Annotated in this window: 22 protein-coding genes; 13 read left to right on the top strand and 9 right to left on the bottom strand. The window is 48.4% G+C overall.

Annotation, left to right across the window (positions count from 1 at the left end):
- Positions 1-5 precede the first annotated feature (5 nt).
- The 4 genes from F5971_RS06900 to F5971_RS06885 all read right to left on the bottom strand — a co-directional run bounded on the left by F5971_RS06900 (position 6) and on the right by F5971_RS06885 (position 2,869).
- Positions 6-677, bottom strand: coding sequence for a response regulator transcription factor (locus F5971_RS06900; RefSeq protein WP_193494529.1), 672 nt, complete (start codon positions 675-677; stop codon positions 6-8).
- Positions 678-683: 6 nt separating this feature from the next.
- Complete coding sequence (locus tag F5971_RS06895; protein ID WP_193494528.1) at positions 684-1,772, bottom strand: sensor histidine kinase; 1,089 nt, start codon at positions 1,770-1,772, stop codon at positions 684-686.
- A 76-nt stretch (positions 1,773-1,848) separates the two neighbouring features.
- A complete protein-coding gene (locus tag F5971_RS06890) occupies positions 1,849-2,163 on the bottom strand; it encodes an AzlD family protein (RefSeq protein WP_193494527.1) in 315 nt (104 codons plus the stop codon).
- Positions 2,153-2,869 carry an AzlC family ABC transporter permease gene (locus tag F5971_RS06885; RefSeq protein ID WP_193494526.1) on the bottom strand — a complete coding sequence of 239 codons (717 nt, stop codon included), beginning with the start codon at positions 2,867-2,869 and terminating at the stop codon, positions 2,153-2,155. Before F5971_RS06885 ends, F5971_RS06890 begins: the two co-directional genes overlap by 11 nt.
- 531 nt (positions 2,870-3,400) lie before the next feature.
- On the opposite strand from F5971_RS06885, the gene F5971_RS06880 reads away from it, so the two are divergent.
- Both F5971_RS06880 and F5971_RS06875 read left to right on the top strand, forming a co-directional pair.
- On the top strand, positions 3,401-5,005 hold the full coding sequence (locus tag F5971_RS06880) for a multicopper oxidase family protein (RefSeq protein WP_193494525.1): 1,605 nt from the start codon (positions 3,401-3,403) through the stop codon (positions 5,003-5,005).
- Entirely contained in the window at positions 5,002-5,460 is a 459-nt protein-coding gene (locus tag F5971_RS06875) for a DUF411 domain-containing protein (RefSeq protein WP_193494524.1), read from the top strand. Before F5971_RS06880 ends, F5971_RS06875 begins: the two co-directional genes overlap by 4 nt.
- Positions 5,461-5,515: 55 nt before the next feature.
- On the opposite strand, the gene F5971_RS06870 is transcribed toward F5971_RS06875, so the two are convergent.
- The 4 genes from F5971_RS06870 to arsS all read right to left on the bottom strand — a co-directional run bounded on the left by F5971_RS06870 (position 5,516) and on the right by arsS (position 8,763).
- On the bottom strand, positions 5,516-6,112 hold the full coding sequence (locus tag F5971_RS06870; RefSeq protein ID WP_193494523.1) for a TIGR04282 family arsenosugar biosynthesis glycosyltransferase: 597 nt from the start codon (positions 6,110-6,112) through the stop codon (positions 5,516-5,518).
- Complete coding sequence (locus F5971_RS06865) at positions 6,103-6,840, bottom strand: TIGR04283 family arsenosugar biosynthesis glycosyltransferase (protein WP_246187777.1); 738 nt, start codon at positions 6,838-6,840, stop codon at positions 6,103-6,105. Before F5971_RS06865 ends, F5971_RS06870 begins: the two co-directional genes overlap by 10 nt.
- 78 nt (positions 6,841-6,918) lie before the next feature.
- On the bottom strand, positions 6,919-7,773 hold the full coding sequence (locus F5971_RS06860; RefSeq protein WP_193494522.1) for a sterol desaturase family protein: 855 nt from the start codon (positions 7,771-7,773) through the stop codon (positions 6,919-6,921).
- Positions 7,774-7,800: 27 nt separating this feature from the next.
- Positions 7,801-8,763 (bottom strand): arsenosugar biosynthesis radical SAM (seleno)protein ArsS, encoded by a 963-nt coding sequence (gene arsS / locus F5971_RS06855; RefSeq protein ID WP_036507991.1) that lies wholly within the window; start codon positions 8,761-8,763, stop codon positions 7,801-7,803.
- 141 nt (positions 8,764-8,904) lie between these two features.
- On the opposite strand from arsS, the gene mtnP reads away from it, so the two are divergent.
- The 4 genes from mtnP to F5971_RS06835 all read left to right on the top strand — a co-directional run bounded on the left by mtnP (position 8,905) and on the right by F5971_RS06835 (position 12,155).
- Positions 8,905-9,771 carry an S-methyl-5'-thioadenosine phosphorylase gene (gene mtnP, locus F5971_RS06850; protein ID WP_036507987.1) on the top strand — a complete coding sequence of 289 codons (867 nt, stop codon included), beginning with the start codon at positions 8,905-8,907 and terminating at the stop codon, positions 9,769-9,771.
- A gap of 168 nt (positions 9,772-9,939) precedes the next feature.
- Positions 9,940-10,308 (top strand): acyl-CoA thioesterase, encoded by a 369-nt coding sequence (locus tag F5971_RS06845; protein WP_237748511.1) that lies wholly within the window; start codon positions 9,940-9,942, stop codon positions 10,306-10,308.
- Positions 10,309-10,503: 195 nt separating this feature from the next.
- Positions 10,504-11,850 (top strand): type II toxin-antitoxin system HipA family toxin, encoded by a 1,347-nt coding sequence (locus F5971_RS06840; RefSeq protein WP_036507977.1) that lies wholly within the window; start codon positions 10,504-10,506, stop codon positions 11,848-11,850.
- Positions 11,847-12,155, top strand: coding sequence for a helix-turn-helix transcriptional regulator (locus tag F5971_RS06835; RefSeq protein ID WP_237748508.1), 309 nt, complete (start codon positions 11,847-11,849; stop codon positions 12,153-12,155). Before F5971_RS06840 ends, F5971_RS06835 begins: the two co-directional genes overlap by 4 nt.
- Before the next feature lie 78 nt (positions 12,156-12,233).
- On the opposite strand, the gene F5971_RS06830 is transcribed toward F5971_RS06835, so the two are convergent.
- Complete coding sequence (locus F5971_RS06830) at positions 12,234-12,878, bottom strand: glutathione S-transferase family protein (RefSeq protein WP_193494520.1); 645 nt, start codon at positions 12,876-12,878, stop codon at positions 12,234-12,236.
- A gap of 106 nt (positions 12,879-12,984) precedes the next feature.
- Here F5971_RS06830 and F5971_RS06825 point away from each other — a divergent pair, with 106 nt between their 5' ends.
- From F5971_RS06825 to hpaA, 7 genes are all read left to right on the top strand, one after another.
- Positions 12,985-13,881, top strand: coding sequence for a LysR family transcriptional regulator (locus F5971_RS06825; RefSeq protein WP_036507972.1), 897 nt, complete (start codon positions 12,985-12,987; stop codon positions 13,879-13,881).
- Positions 13,882-14,263: 382 nt separating this feature from the next.
- Complete coding sequence (hpaH, locus tag F5971_RS06820) at positions 14,264-15,067, top strand: 2-oxo-hept-4-ene-1,7-dioate hydratase (protein WP_036507969.1); 804 nt, start codon at positions 14,264-14,266, stop codon at positions 15,065-15,067.
- 33 nt (positions 15,068-15,100) lie between these two features.
- Complete coding sequence (gene hpaI, locus F5971_RS06815) at positions 15,101-15,907, top strand: 4-hydroxy-2-oxoheptanedioate aldolase (RefSeq protein WP_036507964.1); 807 nt, start codon at positions 15,101-15,103, stop codon at positions 15,905-15,907.
- A gap of 29 nt (positions 15,908-15,936) precedes the next feature.
- A complete protein-coding gene (locus tag F5971_RS06810; protein WP_036507962.1) occupies positions 15,937-16,605 on the top strand; it encodes a fumarylacetoacetate hydrolase family protein in 669 nt (222 codons plus the stop codon).
- A gap of 2 nt (positions 16,606-16,607) precedes the next feature.
- Positions 16,608-17,390 (top strand): fumarylacetoacetate hydrolase family protein, encoded by a 783-nt coding sequence (locus F5971_RS06805; RefSeq protein ID WP_036507957.1) that lies wholly within the window; start codon positions 16,608-16,610, stop codon positions 17,388-17,390.
- Between the two features lie 17 nt (positions 17,391-17,407).
- Entirely contained in the window at positions 17,408-18,943 is a 1,536-nt protein-coding gene (gene hpaE / locus F5971_RS06800; protein WP_036507951.1) for a 5-carboxymethyl-2-hydroxymuconate semialdehyde dehydrogenase, read from the top strand.
- A gap of 77 nt (positions 18,944-19,020) precedes the next feature.
- Positions 19,021-19,920: a 4-hydroxyphenylacetate catabolism regulatory protein HpaA gene (hpaA, locus tag F5971_RS06795; protein WP_036507948.1), complete on the top strand. Its 900-nt coding sequence runs from the start codon at positions 19,021-19,023 to the stop codon at positions 19,918-19,920.
- Positions 19,921-19,929: the final 9 nt, after the last annotated feature.

Here is a 19,929-nt window from a genome sequence, read left to right as displayed (position 1 = left end):
AAAAATTAATCACTAATCAGCCGATACCCTATGCCCGGAAGCGTTTCGATTAAGCTCGGCTGATTAGCATCTTCTCCCAAACGGGCGCGAAGACGCGCAACTAAAATGCGCAGATAATGTGTGTCGTCTGAATGCGACTTACCCCAAATGCGTTGCATGAGCTGTGACTGCGTCATCACACTTCCAGGATTCTCACTTAGACAGCAAAGCAAAGCATACTCTTTTTTAGACAAGCGTATATCGCGGCCTAAATACGTGACACGCCGTTGTGCATAATGAATAGAAAGCCCTTTACAGTCAAAGCTCGAGGCTGAGATAGGTGTAGAGCGTAATTGAATTCGTATTCTAGCCAAAAGCTCCGGCACGCTAAACGGTTTAACAACATAATCGTTGGCCCCCGCATCCAAAGCCTTCACCTTGTCCGACTCTTGATTACGAACCGACAACACGATTACGGGTACTTGGCTGAACTCCCGAATCGACTGCAAGACATGCTGCCCATCAAGATCTGGCAGCCCCAAGTCTAGCAAGACAACATCAGGATTGCCCAAGCCGACTTGGGCAATCGCTTCATGGCCAGTTTGTGCAATGGCAATATCATAGCCTTGTGATTTGAGACTAATGCTCAAAAACTTAACGATTTGTGACTCATCATCGACTATCAAAATTTTAGACATCTGTATTTATCCAGCTATAGGCAACATAACGCGCATGCACGTACCCTGCGCTGAATTAAGAGGATCAAGAATCATCAACTGTCCGCCATGCGCGCCAATCATTCCTTTAGCGATGGCTAAGCCCAACCCTTCACCTGCGTGATGCTGATCCCCTCTGCCGAGCGTGTTAAAAAAATCAAAAGCGCTCTCACGCAACTCTTCAGGAATTCCCGGTCCTTTATCCAGGATGTCGATCACAACCCAATCATCATTTGAATGGCACCTCACTTGTATCTCTTCTTTCTCAGGAGAAAATTTGACCGCATTTTCGGTCAAATTATACAAAGCCTGTTCAATCAAAGCAGGATGAACGTTTACTTCCGGCAGCGATGCCAAACCTGAAAGCACAATATTGGCATCCGGAAAACGCTTGAGTACGCGCGCCCTTAGCACCTGTAAAATATCAACCAAGGCAATCGTTTGCCGATCGATTGATAAACCGCCATAGCCAAGGCGCGTCATATCTAGCAGATTTTGGATGTAGCGTTCCAAACGTTGGGCTTCAGACATAACCGAGGACAAGAGTTCATGTTTATCCTCTTCAGATAGGCTATTTTTTAATTCCAGCAGAGAAGATGTCGCCCCAATCATCGTTACTAATGGGGTTTTTAAATCATGCGACAAGGAACTCATTAACGCAGAGCGAAGGATCTCTCGATCTTTTTCAATTTCAACACGTTGAAGCGCCTGCTGTGTCGCAGCTTCTTGTTCTATGCGCTTACGCAGCTGCTGAGTTTGTTGTCCAATCATAAGGGCTACGAATAAAAAAACACCTAATGCGAGCATGTCCTCAGTTTCATTCATCACCAAGGTGAACTTGGGCTCAGTAAATAAATAATTAAAACACAGCAAACTGACAATTGCGGTACATAAAGCGGGGCCTAATCCCTGCTTGACGGCCACCAACAACACACACAATAAAAGAAGCAACAGCTTGATATGATGATGAAAGTCAGTGAACAATAAGAGCGCGATAGATGTAAAAACAGGCAATAGGCCTGAGATTAACCAAATGCCTATCTTTCGTTTGTGCAAGTGTCGGATACCTTCAAACATTCAACTCAACTCCATTGGATCTTGCATACTATGCGTTTAGTATGAAAATAACATTCACTCGTAATAACACCCTATTTTAGCCAATCAAGTACCGAACGAGCGCCGCTGCCAAAATACCAGCGCTGATCGCAACTAAAGGCTTTTTAACCACTAACATAACAACCAGAGTCGTCAGCAGTGCTAACCGAGCACCCTGGTCTCCCTCTAAAGCCATAGGGGCAACAAGCGCAACAAGCACCGAACCCGACATAGCGCCAATGAACTGTTTAACTCGATAACTAATCGGCACAAAGGACATCACAAAAACGCCCCCTAAACGGGTAGCGAGTGTCACAAATGACATAATCAGAATCACCGCAATGGCACCGATACCCGCCGTTTCAATGCTCATGATTCTTCTCCATCCAGACAGCGCCTAAAACCCCGCCTGCTAAGGCCCCTACAATGACATGCGTGTTTTCAGGCAAATAACGATAAGCCAGTAACGATGAACATGCCGCCAGTATCCAAATAATCACGATGCGCCCATTTTTTTCACCACCAATTACCATGGACAGCATAAAACAGCCCATCACCATATCCAGCCCCAAGCTTCTAGGGTCTTGAATAGCGCTGCCGAATGCCATACCCAACCAAGTGCCGATCATCCAAAACAACCAAAGTGCAAACCCTCCACCCAACACCAAACCTAAACCGGCCTCGCCTCGGTTAAATGCCTGCATCGACATCGCCCAATTCGCATCGGATACCAAACACATGACACCGTAACGCTTTGCTGGTGGTAAATGCTTAATCCAAGGATACAGGGTAGCCCCCATCAGCAAATGACGTGCATTGATGGCAAACACAGTAATCATCAGCGGGATAACCGCGACATGGGTTCCCCATAACTCCAAGGCTGCAAATTGAGAAGATCCTGCAAACACCCATGCACTCATCATCAAAATTGAGCTATTCTCTAAACCTGCCTGAGTGGCGGCCAAGCCAAAAGCCACACCAAAGACAGTGACAAACAATGAGATGGGCAAAAGTTGTTTAAAGCCGTCCCAGACAAGTTGACGATTTAGCGCCTGCAAGGGTAAAGGTAAATCAGACATGCAAAAACTCTCCAATGATACGTTAAAGCGCATAAAGCAACTTTAACATGACAGGGAACTAAATATGCTTAACCTGGTCGGAACAATTGTCATTACTATACACACATAACTAAATGTTCAGTCGTATCCTAAAACAAAACTATTTCTTATGCGTTGCGCTCATCCTAATGCTTGTATTGGGCGGACTGCCGTCGAGTTTTGCTATGTCAGGCAACACCCAAATGCCCCCTGACATGACTGAAACCCATTTACCCTGCGATTCAAATAGTCATTTTACTCATCACGGATCGTCATCTGACAAGGGCGCTTCAACCCTTAATGCGTCTCCTCCCTGCCAAGGCGATAATTGCCACCTCTGCATGGGGTGTTCAGGGATACATAGAATAACGCTATCCAATTACGACGTTGATACCTACGACGCCACCCCTTTTCAAAGCAGCCCCGTCAGTGCTTTAGCGAGACCCTTAGAGCGCCCACCTAAAAGCTGATTCAGACAGATGCTCACCATCCATTACTGAAGAGGCTAAAATTATGTTACGTCGAGACTTTATGCGCTTAAGTGCACTCGGGCTGGTGAGCCTGAGCTCCCTAGCCGCTGCAACGGGGAGACATGCGCACATGCATGGCAGCCACGCAGCCAATACCACTATGACACGCCAGCTGCCAGAGCAACTACCACTGAGAAAGTTGCCACTGATTGACAATCTGTCAGCCTCTGACGGATTCCGTGGTCAATTACAAACAGCCATAACCGAAGTGGACCTCATCGGCCCAGAAAAAACCCGTTTATGGCTCTACAACCAGCAGCTAACCCCCTTAATAGAAGCGACCGAGGGAGATGAGATCAGCATTCAGGTCGACAACCATTTACACCAGCCAACAACAGTTCACTGGCATGGCATCCATCTTCCAGCCAGCGAAGATGGTGGACCGCACGACCTGATTCAACCCCACCAACAGCGCACCTATCAATTTCAGCTAAAAGAAGGCAATGCTGGACTGCACTGGTTTCATCCGCATCCGCATGACTATCTGTCGGAGCAGATTGCACATAGTTTGGCAGGCGCCTTTCTGGTGCATCCTAAGCATGATCTCTTGGCAGACCTGCCAGGGGAGTTATTGATGGTGACGGATTTGCGTCTGGATCAACAAGGACAAGTCGCTCCCCACACCGCCGCTGACTGGATGAATGGTCGGGAAGGTGATCTGTTGCTGGTCAATGCACAGCGCAACCCGAACCTTGAAGTAGCACCAGGCACAACGCTGAGATTACGCTTGATCAATGCCTGTGCTGGTCGCTACCTGCGTCTTGCTATTCCCGAACATCAGCTACAACTGATCGGTACCGATGGCGGCTATCTGGAACAGGCTGTCACTCAGGATGAACTTTTACTGGTTCCAGGCCAACGCTGCGACCTGTTAGTTCGCCTCAGTGAGCAATCCAATACAACCGTTGAACTGCTGAATCTTCCATATGACCGCGACTGGATGGGGCCAGAACCTGCACATTATCGTCAAACTGAAACACTGATGACGCTCGCTACCAACACATCACCCGTTACACCCGCGATCGTACTGCCAGCACGCTTACGCAACATTGCTCCGCTCGATGAACCCAAGGTGCAGCGTCAGATAGAGCTCTCTGAAGAGATGCCTAATCACTCAGAGCACTCCTCTGAACACGCTCAAGACTCAAGCGCAATGATGGCCGACCACAACGGTCACAACGGTCACAACGGTCACAACGGTCAAGTTGCCACATCGGTTTCGGAGCGTCCACCCATCCGCTTTATGCTCAATGGTGAAATTTTTTCTCCGGGTAAGATCATGTTTGAAGGTCAGGTCAATGAGGTGGAAGAGTGGGAAGTGTTTAACAACTCACACATGGATCATCCCTTCCATGTACATGGAACCCATTTTCAAGTCGTTGCTGAGCAGGACGAACAGGGTCAATGGCATCTCCCCACCTATCGCGCATGGTTAGACACTGTGAATCTTAAACCGAATCAACGGCTGAAACTGCGCCTAGCCTTTGCTGAACCCGGCGAGTGGATGTTCCACTGTCATATCATTGAACATGAAGAGATGGGTATGATGGCCAGTATTAAAATCAATCTAACAGGCGAGACTATATGAAACTGACAATCAAATTCATCAATCCTTGGCTAGTGTCAATTGCGCTCATGTTGTTTACTGGAATCAGTTCGGCTCAGCCACTGATGCAGGTCTATAAGTCAGAAACCTGTGGTTGCTGTAATGATTGGGTTGAGCATATTGAGGCAGCAGGCATCAGGGTGCAAAGCACGAATCTGCGCGATATGAACCGACAGAAGGAGGCTTTAGGCGTTCCGATGGCGCTAGCCTCATGCCACACAGCAGTCATTGACGGTTACGTAATAGAGGGACATGTTCCAGCGAAGGACATTCTGCGCATGTTAAGCGAAAAGCCAGCAATCAAAGGCTTAACGGTACCGGGTATGCCACATGGCTCACCAGGAATGGAGACAGGGCGTATCGACTCCTATGAGGTTCTCACATTTCAGGCTGAGGACTCATCAACAGAGGTATGGTCACGCTACCCTAACCCTTAACTCCATACCAATCTAAGGGCCACCTTGTCGCGCTGTCGGCGATAAGGTGGTTTTCTCATCTGATATCCAATTCCGCTAACCGCACTAAATCCTCAGGTCGGTCGACATCCCACAGGCGCGCAGGTTCGCTCCAAGACAACCCTTGCTCTCGTAAACGACTCCGAGTTTGTTCCATGACCTGATCGGTGCTCCAGTTAATTCCACGAAAAACCTCCAGACAGGGCGTATTTAGGCCAACCAAGACATACCCTCCATCTTCTGCTGGAAGGAAAACCGCATCCTGCTCAGACAATGCACGGTGACACGCCATAAAATGCGCCGTTGTCAGTGCGGGACAATCACTTCCGATTAACAACATCGGTGCATTTGTTGCCACAAACGCTTCGTGCATACGCGCGCCCAAATCCCCTTCAGACTGAGGCTTTAAACGCAGCCTTGGCCAGCGCATTTGCTGCTTGAGAAAAAAAGGATCGGTTGAATTGCCTGCCGTCCAAAGGGTTACCTCAGCATCCGGAAGCAACATCGCAGTGGCCAGACTTTTTTCCACGAGTTGTGCATGAAGTTGTGCGGCACCCTCGGCACCCAACGCTGGAATCAAACGTGTTTTGCAGGCGCCCGCAACAGGCGCACGCGCAAAGATGGCTATTTGCACTCGTAATACTCCTTCACCAACTGCTCAGCACTCGCCCCGCGCCAATAGCGCCAGCGCAGCGACCACATCAATAGAATCGTTCGCCACACCCCTTGTTGCTCCCAGCGCCGTCCTGAGGTTTCGACTGTCTCTGGCCAACATTGAGCCGACATCTTGGATTTAAGGCTACGTGACAGCTCAATATCTTCCATGAGCGGCTGCTCTGGGTATCCATTGATGGTATTAAATAATTCACGGTGCACTAGAATGCATTGATCTCCTGTTGCGATACTGGTTAAACAGGAGCGACGATTCATCATCCAGGCAATCACCCGCAGCATCGGATGTTGTCCAATGATTCTGACATTAAACCGCCCCCAACTTGGCGTATCTGCCGCGATTACCGTCATTAAACGTTGTGTAGCCGCTGGTGTTAATGCCGTATCCGCATGTAAAAACACCAACCAAGTCCCCCTTGCAACTGCGGCCCCTTGATTCATTTGACGTGCACGACCTCGCTCAGTAACAAGGCATTGATCAACCAGCCCTTTCGTCAACTTAGGACTGCCATCCTGACTACCACCATCGACCACAACGAGCTCCACACCTTGCTCACGCAATGCCTGTAACGCAAGCAAGCGCGACTGAAGATGGGGCGCTTCATTGAGCACAGGGATAATCACACTCGCTTTAAAAATCACAGGGGATGTTCGATCAAGTGGGATATGGGAGACATGATGTTCAGACACTTCGTATAATCCTAGACACATAAACCAACTGAATGATGACACTGACCCTAATCAGGCGACGTCTCACTAAGCGCCCCTTCATTCTGTCGTTTTACCTTGGGATGCGTCTGTCGACGTCGGTTTCAATGCCTGCCCACGGGTTGATGGAAACGGTCGAAAAGGCAATAGAAGTAAGTTCTTCAAACCCAATTTTTGCTGTTGCTGATAATATTCGAGACCTAGAACCATGTTGTCGTGCCCATCCCGTGGCTGCGCTCTGTAGGTTCCAAACAGACGATCCCAGCAGGATAGAAAAAAGCCAAAGTTACTGTCTGTTTCGTCACGATGTATAGAGTGATGTATTCGATGCATGTCCGGTGTAATCACAAACCAACGCACAATCTGATCAACCTTGGCCGACATGCGAAGGTTCGCATGGCTGAACATAGACGCTGCGTTAAGTAAGGCTTCAAACACCAATACTGTCAAAGGATCGATGCCAAGGGCGGCGATAATCGCCACTTTGTATAGCAACGAGATCAGTATTTCTAAAGGATGAAAGCGAAGTCCAGTGGTCACGTCCAGATCCAAGTCCGCATGATGAACCTGATGCAACCGCCAAAAAGCAGGCAACGCATGGGACAAGACATGCTGCAGGTAAATCGCCAAATCCAACAGCAGCAGTCCTAACACAAATTTCAAACCATAGGGCAGTTCAATCAGGTTCAGTAATCCCCAACCTTCGTTCTGTACATGCACCGCCATCACAACAGCTGCCGCACCTAGGGTCAAACGCTGAATCAACACATTCAGGCCAATCAAGCCCAGATTGATCCCCCAACGCAGTCGCCTTGATTCGCGCCAGGCTCTTTTGGGACGCGCCCACTCCCAGCCTGCCACCAGCACGAGCACGCCTAAAAAAATGCTCAAACGCCAAACCGCTTCATCGCCCATTCGTTTCTATCCCCTGTTGATATAGGCTTAAGCGAGAGCCCCGCCGCAGCTGCTCCCCTGCCCCGCCGTGCATCCATAACAGTGATCAGCCACACGAATTGGGCGACCTGCTAAATTCACATCGAGAAGATCACGTAAATGAACGGGGGTGCGAGCATCACCCAATGGCAATTTAAGCTGCTGATTGAAATCACAATCGTGCACCTGCCCCAAATAATCGACAGACAAGGTGTTCAGACACATCAAACTCGACATCGTTGCCGTATTAAAATTGGACTTCAGCAGATGCATATACGCATCAAACTGACCTTTACTGACCAAGGTACTGCCAAAGCGTTGAATAGGCATATTGGCGAGGGTGAACAGTCGGTTGAAATCGATACCGAAGTGCGTCTTTAATTCGCGCTTGTAGGCCGCCTCTAGCGATTGTTGAGGTGGTGGCAGTGAAGGCCCCAAGGGGTTATACACCAAATCCAAGACCAGTCCCGAGTCTGGCTGACCGTATCCAAGCGCGTTCAATGCCTGCAAGCCTGCGATACTGGCATCGAACACCCCCTCACCTCGCTGAGCATTCACATTCTCCGCCGAGTAGCAGGGTAAGGATGCCACCACCGTAACGCCCTGCTCTGCTAAGAAGGCTGCCGTTGTCTCTTGCCCAGGCTCACTCAGAATCGTTAAATTACAGCGATCTATCACCTCCACCCCACGCTGGCGCGCCTCTTGTACAAGCCAACGAAACTCGGGATGCAGCTCAGGAGCACCTCCGGTTATATCCAATGTCCGGATGGATGGGTGTCGATCCAGCATCGCCAAAAGAAGCGCGAGGGTTTCATGGCTCATCGCCTCTTTCCGCTTCGGGCTGGACGCAACATGGCAATGAAAACAGGATTGATTGCAGGTTAAGGTGATATTGGCCTGCAACACCTGTAACGCCGTCCGTTGAAGAGCCGGGAAATCCGTCGCAATTAAGCGCGGTAGCATCGCATTCATTAAACACTCCTAGAGCCGTCATTGTCTTTGTAGCTTAGTCGCCTCAACTCATTTTTTATTACAAAAAATTGTTTTTTGACATTTTCTTAAAATGAATCATGATGGTTATCTCTTTTCTTGGCTATCTTGGGAAGCATACCTATGCAAAACACTCCTATCGGTATTATTGGCGGCAGTGGCTTATACCAAATTGAAGGCCTGTCAGAACGCCAAGAACACGATCTCATTACGCCGTTTGGCCAACCTTCCGATCGCTTCGTTTCTGGGAAATTAGCAGGTGTTCCTGTTGTATTCTTGGCTCGGCATGGCCAAACACACCATTTACTCCCCAGCGAAGTCCCCTACCGAGCGAACATCTATGCGTTTAAAAAACTCGGTGTTAAACACCTTTTCAGCTTTTCGGCTGTCGGCTCATTGAGCGAGGATATTGCCCCCTTAGACATGGTGATTCCTGATCAGTACATCGATATGACGCGCCAACGCATCAATACCTTTTTTGGACAAGGCACGGTTGCTCATGTTTCATTAGCCGATCCTATTTGTGCAAACCTAGCTCAAGTACTCGCCAACGCCGCCGAAGGGTGTTTAACTCAACAAGGACGTAATCTGCACGTTGGTGGTACTTATCTGTGTATTGAAGGCCCACAGTTTTCGACGCGTGCAGAGTCCCATTGGTTCCGAAGCCTTGGTGCAAACATCATCGGCATGACCAATATGCCGGAAGCACGCCTCGCCCGTGAAGCCCAAATGGCCTATGTGAGCTTAGGCATGGTCACTGACTATGATGCTTGGCATCCAAGAGAGCAAGCGGTTACCGCGGACTATGCCATTAAAAACTTAATGAAAAACAGCGAGAATGCCCAACAGATCCTGATGGGCCTACTGGCAGGCTTGCAGGACCAACGACCAGACTCTTTGGCACACACGGCCTTACAGCAAGGGTTGGTCACGCCCTTGAGTTCGATGAATGTGAATACACGTGAATGGGTCGAGGTGCTATTGCAGTAAGCCTAATCCATCTGTTTAATCAGGGATCCATTTTTAGATAAAACAATTTGCTTTTATCGTATGATTCGATAACAGATTTTAACGATTAAAATGCCTCTGGAGGTTACATTGGATCATCACAATCAAGAACACCCCGTTAGAGGTCGCTTAACCATTCGAACGCTGGCAATGCCAGCCGACACCAACCCGTCAGGTGACATCTTTGGTGGCTGGGTACTGTCTCAGATGGACTTAGCGGCCGGTATTTGTGCAGGTCAGCGCGCTCAATGCAGAGTGGTCACGGTTGCACTTGATGGCATGAGCTTTATCCGGCCTGTAAAAGTCGGCGACATTCTTGGCGTCTACACCGAAGTCTCACGCGTTGGCCGTAGCTCGCTGGATATTCATGTCGAGTGCTGGGTGAGGCGTGGTCGTATCGGTAAGCGCGAAAAAGTCACAGAAGCCGTCTTCAAGTTTGTTGCCTTGGATGACGATGGCAAGCCAACCAAAGTGCCCGACACAGCTTCTCTTCCACCCTATGTGGAGAGTGAGATTTAGGGATTGATATTCGTATTTTTTGGGTCGGCCAGCTTATTTTGATTACCCTTACTAAAACAAACCTCACAATCAGCTGGCTAATAGCCGTATACGCCACCCGTTGCCTAGGTTTAGCAAAAACAAATGAGCAATTATTTACTCATTTATACCTTCATATGCTATATTTTGAGCAATTATTTACTCAAAAGGACTGTAATGGAACTGGGTATTGAAATCTACTATGCAGGACAATGGCACGAAGCCGCCGTTCTAGAGTTATTGCAGACGGATCAGGGTCGCCAAAGTGCTGTTCGCCTGATGTATCAGCAAGATTACGCACTGAACTGGATGTTTAGAGATGACCTACATGCATGTAGTCTCAACTTACCTGTTGAGTTAATGCTGAATCATACGTCCAATCGGTGGTTTGGTTTTTTAGACGATATTGCTCCATCAGGAGCAAGCCGTCGCTTTTGGGTCAACCGACTTGGAATCAGTCACCTTTCTCAAGGCTCCCAAGACAGCATATTATTAGAAAAATGTACGATCGCACCTGTAGGAAATATACGAATTCATAATGCTGTACCAGCCCGCGATAAATACTCTCTTCTTGAAAATCGACGTTTTGAAATCAGTGACGCAGTGGAGCGTCAAGTTGATTTTTTGGACTATGCTCAAGAAATGGGGGCCGCTAGCGGGGGAGCAACTGGCGCTGGTGGAGAAGCCCCAAAACTACTTCTACGCTGCTCTGAAGAAGACAAAATTTGGATTGATACTTGGCAAGATGAGCCCAGTCAATCCGATCACTTCTATCTAGTGAAATTTCCACGTGGTCAAATGTCCGCAATTGATTGTGATATCTTACGTGCCGAGTTTCATTTCTATCACGAGTTGTCTTTACTGGGAATCAATACTATATCAGTTAAGCGTATGCGCTTAATTGAAGGTTCTAGATACCCATCTCTTTGGTTGCCTCGTTTTGATGTCATGTTTGAAGAAGGACAAATACAGCGTTTTGGACTTGAGTCAGTGTATTCAATCCTTGAAAAAGAAGCTGGCAGTTTTTTAAATCATTTTGAAGTTATTGTAAAACTGGTTGAAAAGCTGTCTCGACAACAACAAGTAATCGATGGTAACTGCACATTTGATCAGCAAGCATTTGTCAGCCAGTGGTTGCAGCGTGATCTGTTGAATGTGATATTTGCCAATTCAGACAACCATGGACGAAACACAGCTTTTTTAAAGACACCATTAGGTATCGACCTATCACCGATATATGATTTTGCTCCAATGAAAGCGGACCCTGAAGGCATTATACGCACCATGAAATGGGGTGTTCCTTTCGAGCAGGGCGGTGAATTCAATTGGCATGCAATTACCGAGCAATTGGCACCTATCGCTACCCCATCTCAATTAATGGATGACTTACGCACTTTAGCGTCCCAATTAGTGGGTTTAAAAGAGCGTTTACGCATACGAGGCGTTTCTGAAACTCTACTTAAAATGCCAACAACGGGTATGACCAGTATCGAACAGAGGCTAAGAAGATGGGGACTCATTTGAAATCCCTAAGCGGCCAAGAGCGTGAAGCCGTATTGCTCAAAATGGTACAGGCTTTGTATCAAGGCGAAACCACTGAAGGGATGCTGCTCCGAACGTTACGTAAGCAAGTTCTAGGTCTCACACAGGAACAGTATGCGGCACTGGTCGGCATCAGCCGACGAACATTATCCGATATTGAGCGTGACAAAGCACAGCTGACGTTGAGTGTGATGAACCGAGTATTTAAACCTATTGGACTCAAAGTCGGACTGCTGCCAAGATCACCAAAGCTTCTGCAGCAAGTAATACAAGATGAAAAAGCTTAGACTCTAAAGTATCGAACTGTTTGTAACTCCCTCAACGCAGGCCACCTCAATCATGAAGCTGACCTGCGCTCGTATCGCTTAACGCTCATAGGCAGGCATTTGCCAGGTTTCAGCGCGCGCCGCTGCCAACCACTCCTGCATTGCAGGCAGGTCGTACATCGCCTGCGCCCAACGATCAAACGCCGGGGATACCTTCAAGCCATAATTTCGCACCCGCCACATCACGGGGGCAAACATGGCATCAACGTGACTAAAGCGTCCCGCTAAAAACGGACCTGCTGGTTTATCGACGTGTTCAAAGCGTGCCCAAATTTGTGCCAATCGTTGCAGGTCTTGAATCACCGCTGCATTCGGCTCCACTGCTTTTTCAGTACGGCAATTCATCGGAAACTGACTGCGCAACGCACTAAAACCACTGTGCATTTCAGCAGAGGCCGAACGTGCCAAGGCACGTAGCGCACGCGACTCAGGCCATAATTGGCACTCTGGATAACTCTCTGCCAAGTATTCCAAAATGGCTAAACTGTCCCAAATTACTAAATCGTCCACGATAAGTACCGGCACCTGCGCAGGTAACACCTGCTGTTCACTGAACTGCTTTAAGCTGTCGCCATGAGCGAAAGGAAGAAGAGTTTCTTCAAATGGAATACCCGCCACTTTCATCGCCAGCCAAGGTCTCAAGGACCAAGATGAATAATTTTTATAGGCTATATAGAGGTGCATCTAACTCTCCTGATCACGTATTGAATGAATGTGTTTTTAGATTAATGCGCTATACTGCGCAATAAAAGCGAATAATTTAGAACATATTGAATGAGATTTACGAACAATGACACCTAGGCAAGTGCGCAGTGTCTTAAAAGTACTCGATTTAGGGAGTGTCCAAGCGGCGGCCAAAGCACTGCACTTGGCACCGTCCAGTGTCTCAGCTCAGCTAAAAGAGCTTTCGAACGAATTGGGTCTACAGCTTTTTGCAACCCATGGCCGAGGCTTAGTGCCTACGGCTGCGGCACGCCAACTTGAACCCGCTTTGCGTAGTTTTGTTCATCAGGCCGACGAAATTCATTACCGTGCGCAGCATCTCGGTAACGAAGCGAAGGGCCAATTGCGGGTATTTGCCCCCAGCTCTATGTGCATTTATCGGTTACCCGCATTAATTGAAGCGCTTCAACAGGATGCGCCAGGCATAGAACTCTTACTGACGCATGAGCCTTTTGACTATCGTCGTGCATTTGAGCAGGGCGAGCTTGATGCCGCCATTCTAGTGACTGAGTCGTTAACATCCAGTAGTGATTTAACCCAGCACCCCTTGCATACAGAGGAAGTTATTTTTGTCTGCCACCCTCAACGTTTTCAAAACTCAGCACTCACATTAGCTCAATTAACTGAGCTCCCTGTGATTACCACTGAGCCCGGATGCACCTACCGCGTCCGCGCCGAAGCGCATTTTCGCCGTCAGGGATTGCAACTCAAACCGCGACAATCCTTTGCCAATGTTGAGGTCATACGTCGTTGTCTTTTTGCTGACATGGGCATAGGGCTTCTACCGCGCTGCGTTGTCGAAGCGGATCTCGCGACTGGGCAGTTGCTCGAACAACCCGTGGTCGATACGCCCTACCCTTTTATTTCTAGCCTCGTGTATCCATCCGAACGCTTTCGTTCTCCTCTTTTGGATAGGTTGATTCAGGTGGTTGAAAGTCAATCGACGTATGGTGTACGGCTTTAAGGGTCTTAGGGTCTTAGGCATCACCCTACTCGAAAACAGCAAGTCGCTCTGAAATCTGTAACAGCGACTTTCATTAAGCGGACAGACAATCAAAATAGCGTCACGACACTCCATACTAAAGTCGACCACCTCCAACCTCTAACTCCCTAAGCACATCTTAACGTATTTTCTTCAACACTTTTTGAACAAGCCCACGGCCCACTCTCCTTAATCATATAAGACTATATGTCACACATCTGCACACAATTCCACACTACACAGTTGACTTACTTAATATGTTAAGTAAAATGAAATCACATATTAGGCTATCAAATCTTTCAAATAGCGATTATTCATTATTTGAGAAAATTATCGCCTTCCACTCATATAAGGTGCTCTAGGCATGTTAACGACTGCGCAAATAGAAATAGCGGCCAACCGCCTTCATCAGGCAGAAGTCGAACGTAAACAAATACCGGCTTTAACACTTGAGTATCCAGAAATGGATATGGCCGATGCTTACGCCATTCAAAAAAAATGGGTAGACCATAAGATTGAACAAGGTCGTAAGGTGATCGGCTATAAAATTGGCCTGACCTCAAGAGCCATGCAGATGGCTTCAAATATAGATGAACCGGATTATGGCGTGTTATTGGATGACATGCTGTTTGAAGACGGTGCAACCATTAGCGCTGCAGATTTCCTCGATCCCCGTATCGAGGTCGAATTAGCGTTTATTTTGAAAAAGCCGTTATTTGGTGAAAATGTCTCCATTTTTGATGTATTGGAGGCTACTGACTACGTCATTCCTTCATTGGAACTCATTGCCGCGCGCTGCCTTAGAACGGATCCGATAACCGGCTATACGCGCAAGGTGTATGACACCATTTCAGATAATGCGGCGAATGCTGGGATTATCCTGGGTGGACGCCCTATTCGTCCAATGGATGTTGATCTTCGCTGGGCGGGCTGCATGCTCTATCTCAATGGTCAGATTGAAGAAACCGGTCTGGCCGGAGGCGTATTAGGTAATCCTCTTAAAGGGATCACCTGGGTTTGTAAACGCTTCGCACCGCATGGCATAGGTTTAGAACCTGGGCAGATTATTTTATCTGGATCCTTTACTCGCCCCGTGCCAGTAAAAGCGGGTGACACTGTTCATGCTGACTTTGGCTCACTGGGCAGCGTATCACTGAACTTCGACTAATCATTTGTCGCTGACACACAGCAGGAGTCGATTATGGAACTGCCTAAAAACCGCTTTAAACAAGGCTTAAACTCAGGCCAACCACAGTATGGTTTGTGGCTGGGTTTACCTGATAACAGTGCAGCAGAAATCGCCGCCGTTGCGGGCTTCGACTGGCTGCTCATCGATGGTGAGCATGCGCCCTTTGATCTGCGCACGATCATGTCTCACCTTCAGGCACTGGCTCCCTATGATGTAGCACCAATTGTGCGCTGTGTAGAGGGGAATACGGCACTCATAAAACAGCTGCTTGATATTGGTGTGCAAACACTATTAGTGCCGATGGTGGATAGTGCTGAACAAGCCGAACAACTGGTGAAAGCGGTTCGCTACCCTCCCGAAGGCATACGAGGATTGGGCACCTCTTTAGCAAGAGCGGCACGCTGGAACCAGATACCCGGATACCTCCAAAAGGCGAACCGTGAAATCTGTTTAATCGTGCAGGTTGAAACCGCCACGGCAATGGACAATCTTGACGCCATTTTAGCCGTTGAGGGTATCGATGCTGTGTTCATTGGCCCCTCTGACCTTTCAGCCTCTATGGGCTATGTCGGAGATGCCGGTAATCCAGCAGTGGTCGCTTCGATTAACCAAGGATTGAACAAGATCCGAGACGCTGGCAAGTACGCAGGTCTGCTCTGTCTCGACCCTTCATTAGCACAAAACTATATCAAACAAGGCGCCAATTTTGTCGGTGTCGGTGTTGATACCCTGATTTTGGCCAATGAAACCCGAAAACTGGCACAACGCTTTAAGCAACAAACACCGATTGAAGATGAAAAACCTCAGGCTGGCTATTGATTGTCACCCTCAATACGAGAAGGTTAACCATGATTGCAAACACACTAGTGAAGAGTAAGCTGGTCTGTGTCGCGCTTAACGACAAACACCAACTGACGGCTTTACAAGACTCATTTAAAAAAGACCCCTATAAAAAACCGCCAACCCAACCGGTTCTCTATTACAAGCCACGCAACACGTGGAATGTTGATGGTGCAGAAATCGAGTGGGCCAAAGACTTTGACGGTCAGGATGTCGCCAGTATGGTCGTTGGTGCCAGCTTAGGCATCGTCATCGGTCAAGAAACCTGCCGTGTATCCGTTGAAAACGCTTTGGACTTTATCGGTGGGTATACACTGGTGGCCGACTATTCGCTGCCTGAACAAAACTACTATCGCCCAGATATCAAAGGGAAATGTTTAGATGGCTCCGCTCCCGTAGGACCCAAGATTATTGACAGCAGCAGTCTCGACAACCTCGACGACCTGCAAGTGGTCATTAAGGTGAATGGCGAGCGCAAAAGCCTGTTTGCAATCGCCGATATGGAGCGTGGTGTTGCCGAATTAATCAGCATCATCTCGCACATTATGACTCTGCAACCGGGTGAAATTATTGCTGTTGGCTTTGCGGGTGATCGCGTTCCGGTCAGTAAAGGTGACACAGTAGACGCCAGCATTGAGGGTGTTGGCACCCTAACCAATACGCTAGGAGGTGCCTAAGCATGAGACACGCCCGTATCATTTTTGAGGGTCGCGAACTGGATATCGATATTGACTCAGAGGATAGAATCACCACCACATCTGGTGAAGTACTCAATGTCACGCTGGATTCCGATCAAATCACATGGCTACCACCGGTCAAAGAGCCCGGCACGATCTTTGCCTTAGGTCTAAACTATGCTGATCACGCCACTGAACTCGCATTCGAACCCCCTAAAGAGCCGTTGGTGTTCATCAAACACGCCAACACCCTGACCGGCCATAAGCAGATTAGCTATCGCCCAGATAACATAGAGTTCCAGCACTATGAGTGCGAGTTAGTCGCTGTGATCGGCAAGTCTGGCAAAAATATCAAGCGAGAAGACGCACTAGACTATATCGCTGGCTATACCGTGTGTAATGACTTTGCTATCCGCGATTACCTTGAGAATTACTACCGTCCTAACTTACGGGTAAAAAGCCGAGACTCCTTATTGCCCATGGGCCCTTGGATCGTTGATACCGCCGACGTGCCTGACGTGATGAATCTTCGTCTCACGACAGCCGTTAACGGCGAAATCACTCAGGATGGCTCTACCAAAGATATGATTTTTGACGTGCCTTTTTTGGTCGAGTACCTCAGTCACATTATGACGCTCAATCCCGGTGACATGATTGCCACAGGGACACCGCATGGCGTCGTGGATATGCAACCTGGCGACATTGTCGTATGCAGTGTTGAAAACATCTGCTCCCTAGAGACACGCATTGTCTCAGAGCAAGCCTATTACGGCGACAAATACTAAGGTTCGGGAGAATACTCATGAGCGATACACTGAAAAGTAATTTAGAGCGTGCTGAACACTATCTCGAGCGCTTCAAACAACAGACCACCGGACATTACATTAACGGTGAGTTCACCTTAGGTCAGGGTGGTAAGGAATACGACAACTATACGCCCACGGACAATAGCTCGCTTGGCAAAGTGATGGCGGGGTCTGTCGAGGACATGAACGCGGCCTGCGAAGCCGCTGAAGCCGCATTTGAGAGCTGGTCAAATACACCAGGATCCGAGCGTAAGCGTTTGCTGAATAAGTTCGCGGATCGATTGGTCGAGCGTGCGGATGAGATCGCATTAGTCGAGTCGATGGACTGCGGACAAGCCATTCGCTTTATGAAACAGGCCGCCGTTCGTGGTGCTGCCAACTTCCGTTTCTTTGCTGACAAAGCACCTGAAGCTCAAAACGGTCTAGCACTGCATCAAGAAGAACACACCAACTACACAATTCGAAAAGCGATCGGGCCTGTAGGGATTATCACCCCTTGGAACACGCCTTTCATGCTATCGACTTGGAAAATTGCCCCCGCACTGGCGGCAGGCTGTACCGTTGTTCACAAGCCTGCAGAGTTAACCCCCTTAAGTGCCTATATTCTTGCCGAAATCGCCGATGAAGTGTTGCCAAAAGGCGTGTGGAATATGGTGAATGGCTTTGGAGAAGGCGTTGGTAAACGCATGACAGAGCATCCTGCAATTAAAGCCGTGGCATTGGTCGGTGAAACGGCAACTGGCTCCCATATCATGCGTCAAGGGGCTGATACCCTAAAACGCATGCACTTTGAGCTCGGTGGAAAAAACCCCGTCATCGTCTTTGATGATGCCGACTTCGAGCGCGCATTGGATGCCGTTGTCTTCATGATTTACAGCTTGAACGGTCAGCGCTGCACCTCCTCCAGCCGCCTATTGATCCAGAGCGGTATTCGTGACCGTTTTATTGCGGCACTTGAGCAACGCGTGCGTAATCTTCGTGTCGGCCACTCACTCGACCCGGAAACTGAAGTCGGGCCACTGGTTGCCACCGAACATTACAACAAGGTACTGAGCTATTTCGACATCGCGAAACAAGATGGCGCGACCACTGCTGTTGGTGGTCGTCGCATCAGCGAAGCACAAGGCAATATTAATCCAGCCGGAAATTACCTAGAGCCAACACTCTTCACCGGTGCGAATAACCAAATGCGCATCGCCCAAGAAGAAATCTTCGGGCCTGTGCTGACGGCCATCAGCTTCGACACAGAAGACGAAGCCGTTCAGATTGCCAATGACACGCAATATGGCTTGTCCGGCTATATCTGGACTGAAAACACAGGACGTGCGATGCGCATGGCCAAACAGGTTGAAGCTGGAATGTTGTGGGTAAACTCAGAAAACAACCGTAATCTTCCTTCGCCCTTTGGCGGTGTGAAAATGTCCGGTATTGGCCGTGATGGCGGCGACTGGAGCTTTGATTTTTATATGGAAACCAAAAACGTCTGCATTGCCCACGGTACTCACCGTGTACCAACGTTAGGCAAGCGCTAATCATCGTTTCTCGCTTGCACTTCAGTTGGCACCTTAGTGTGCCGACTGGAGTGCGACTTTGATGCTACAATAAATGCATGAGCACCTCAGAGCAGCGTGAATGGATACCCAATATCATTCTAGGACAGGATTATGACCGTCGTTATATCGATGATCCTATCCATTATGACGCCTTAGAGAATTTGGCCGTTTTTTTTGGCCGAGATATGCCCGTACACCGTCATGCCCAATATCTCCAACTGCACTATATTGACCGCGGTGACCTCTGTTTCCATATCGATGATAAAATATACCAAGCACAAGGTCCTGCCTTGGTCTTAACTCCACCTTCGGTCCCTCATTCATTTTTAACCCGTGACGATGCCTGTGGTCATGTACTCACCTTGCATCAATCCTTACTCTGGCAATTGCTTAAATCGGGTGTGAAACATGAATACGAGCATGAAGTCTGTATCTCTTTTAACGACTTAAATGAACAAGAGACGCGACATTGGCACACGCTGGTTGAAACCCTGGAGAATATTCGAGATGAATGGCAACAAAGCGATCCTTCCCGGGATTTGGCGTTGCAAACGCTGGTGATCTTGCTGCTGATTACGGTCAGCAGACTGACTCAAGCACGCGCTCAAAGCACCTCGGTCAACGTGAATATTGATGATCTACAAAGCTTTCGGATGTTTTCAAACTTAATACAAGATCATTATCGTGAACACTGGCAACTCACCGAGTACACTCGCAGCCTCGGCCTTTCAGAGAGTCGCCTACACCTCATTTGCCGCCGGATAGCCAATCGCTCCCCTAAGAAAATCATTCACGATCATTTAATTCAAGAGGCCAAACGATTACTGACCTTCAGTGACCTTTCCTGTAGCGATATCGGCTATCAATTAGGATTCAGTGATCCTGCGTATTTTGCGCGTTTTTTTAAACGCCATACGGGTGTGACAAGTCAGCAGTTTCGTCAGCAACAGCGTTAACTCCAGCAA

The organism is Nitrincola alkalisediminis (assembly GCF_009821115.1).
GTDB lineage: Bacteria > Pseudomonadota > Gammaproteobacteria > Pseudomonadales > Balneatricaceae > Nitrincola > Nitrincola alkalisediminis.
Note: the sequence above shows the minus strand (reverse complement) of the source record. Positions and strands in the feature narration are given on the sequence as shown.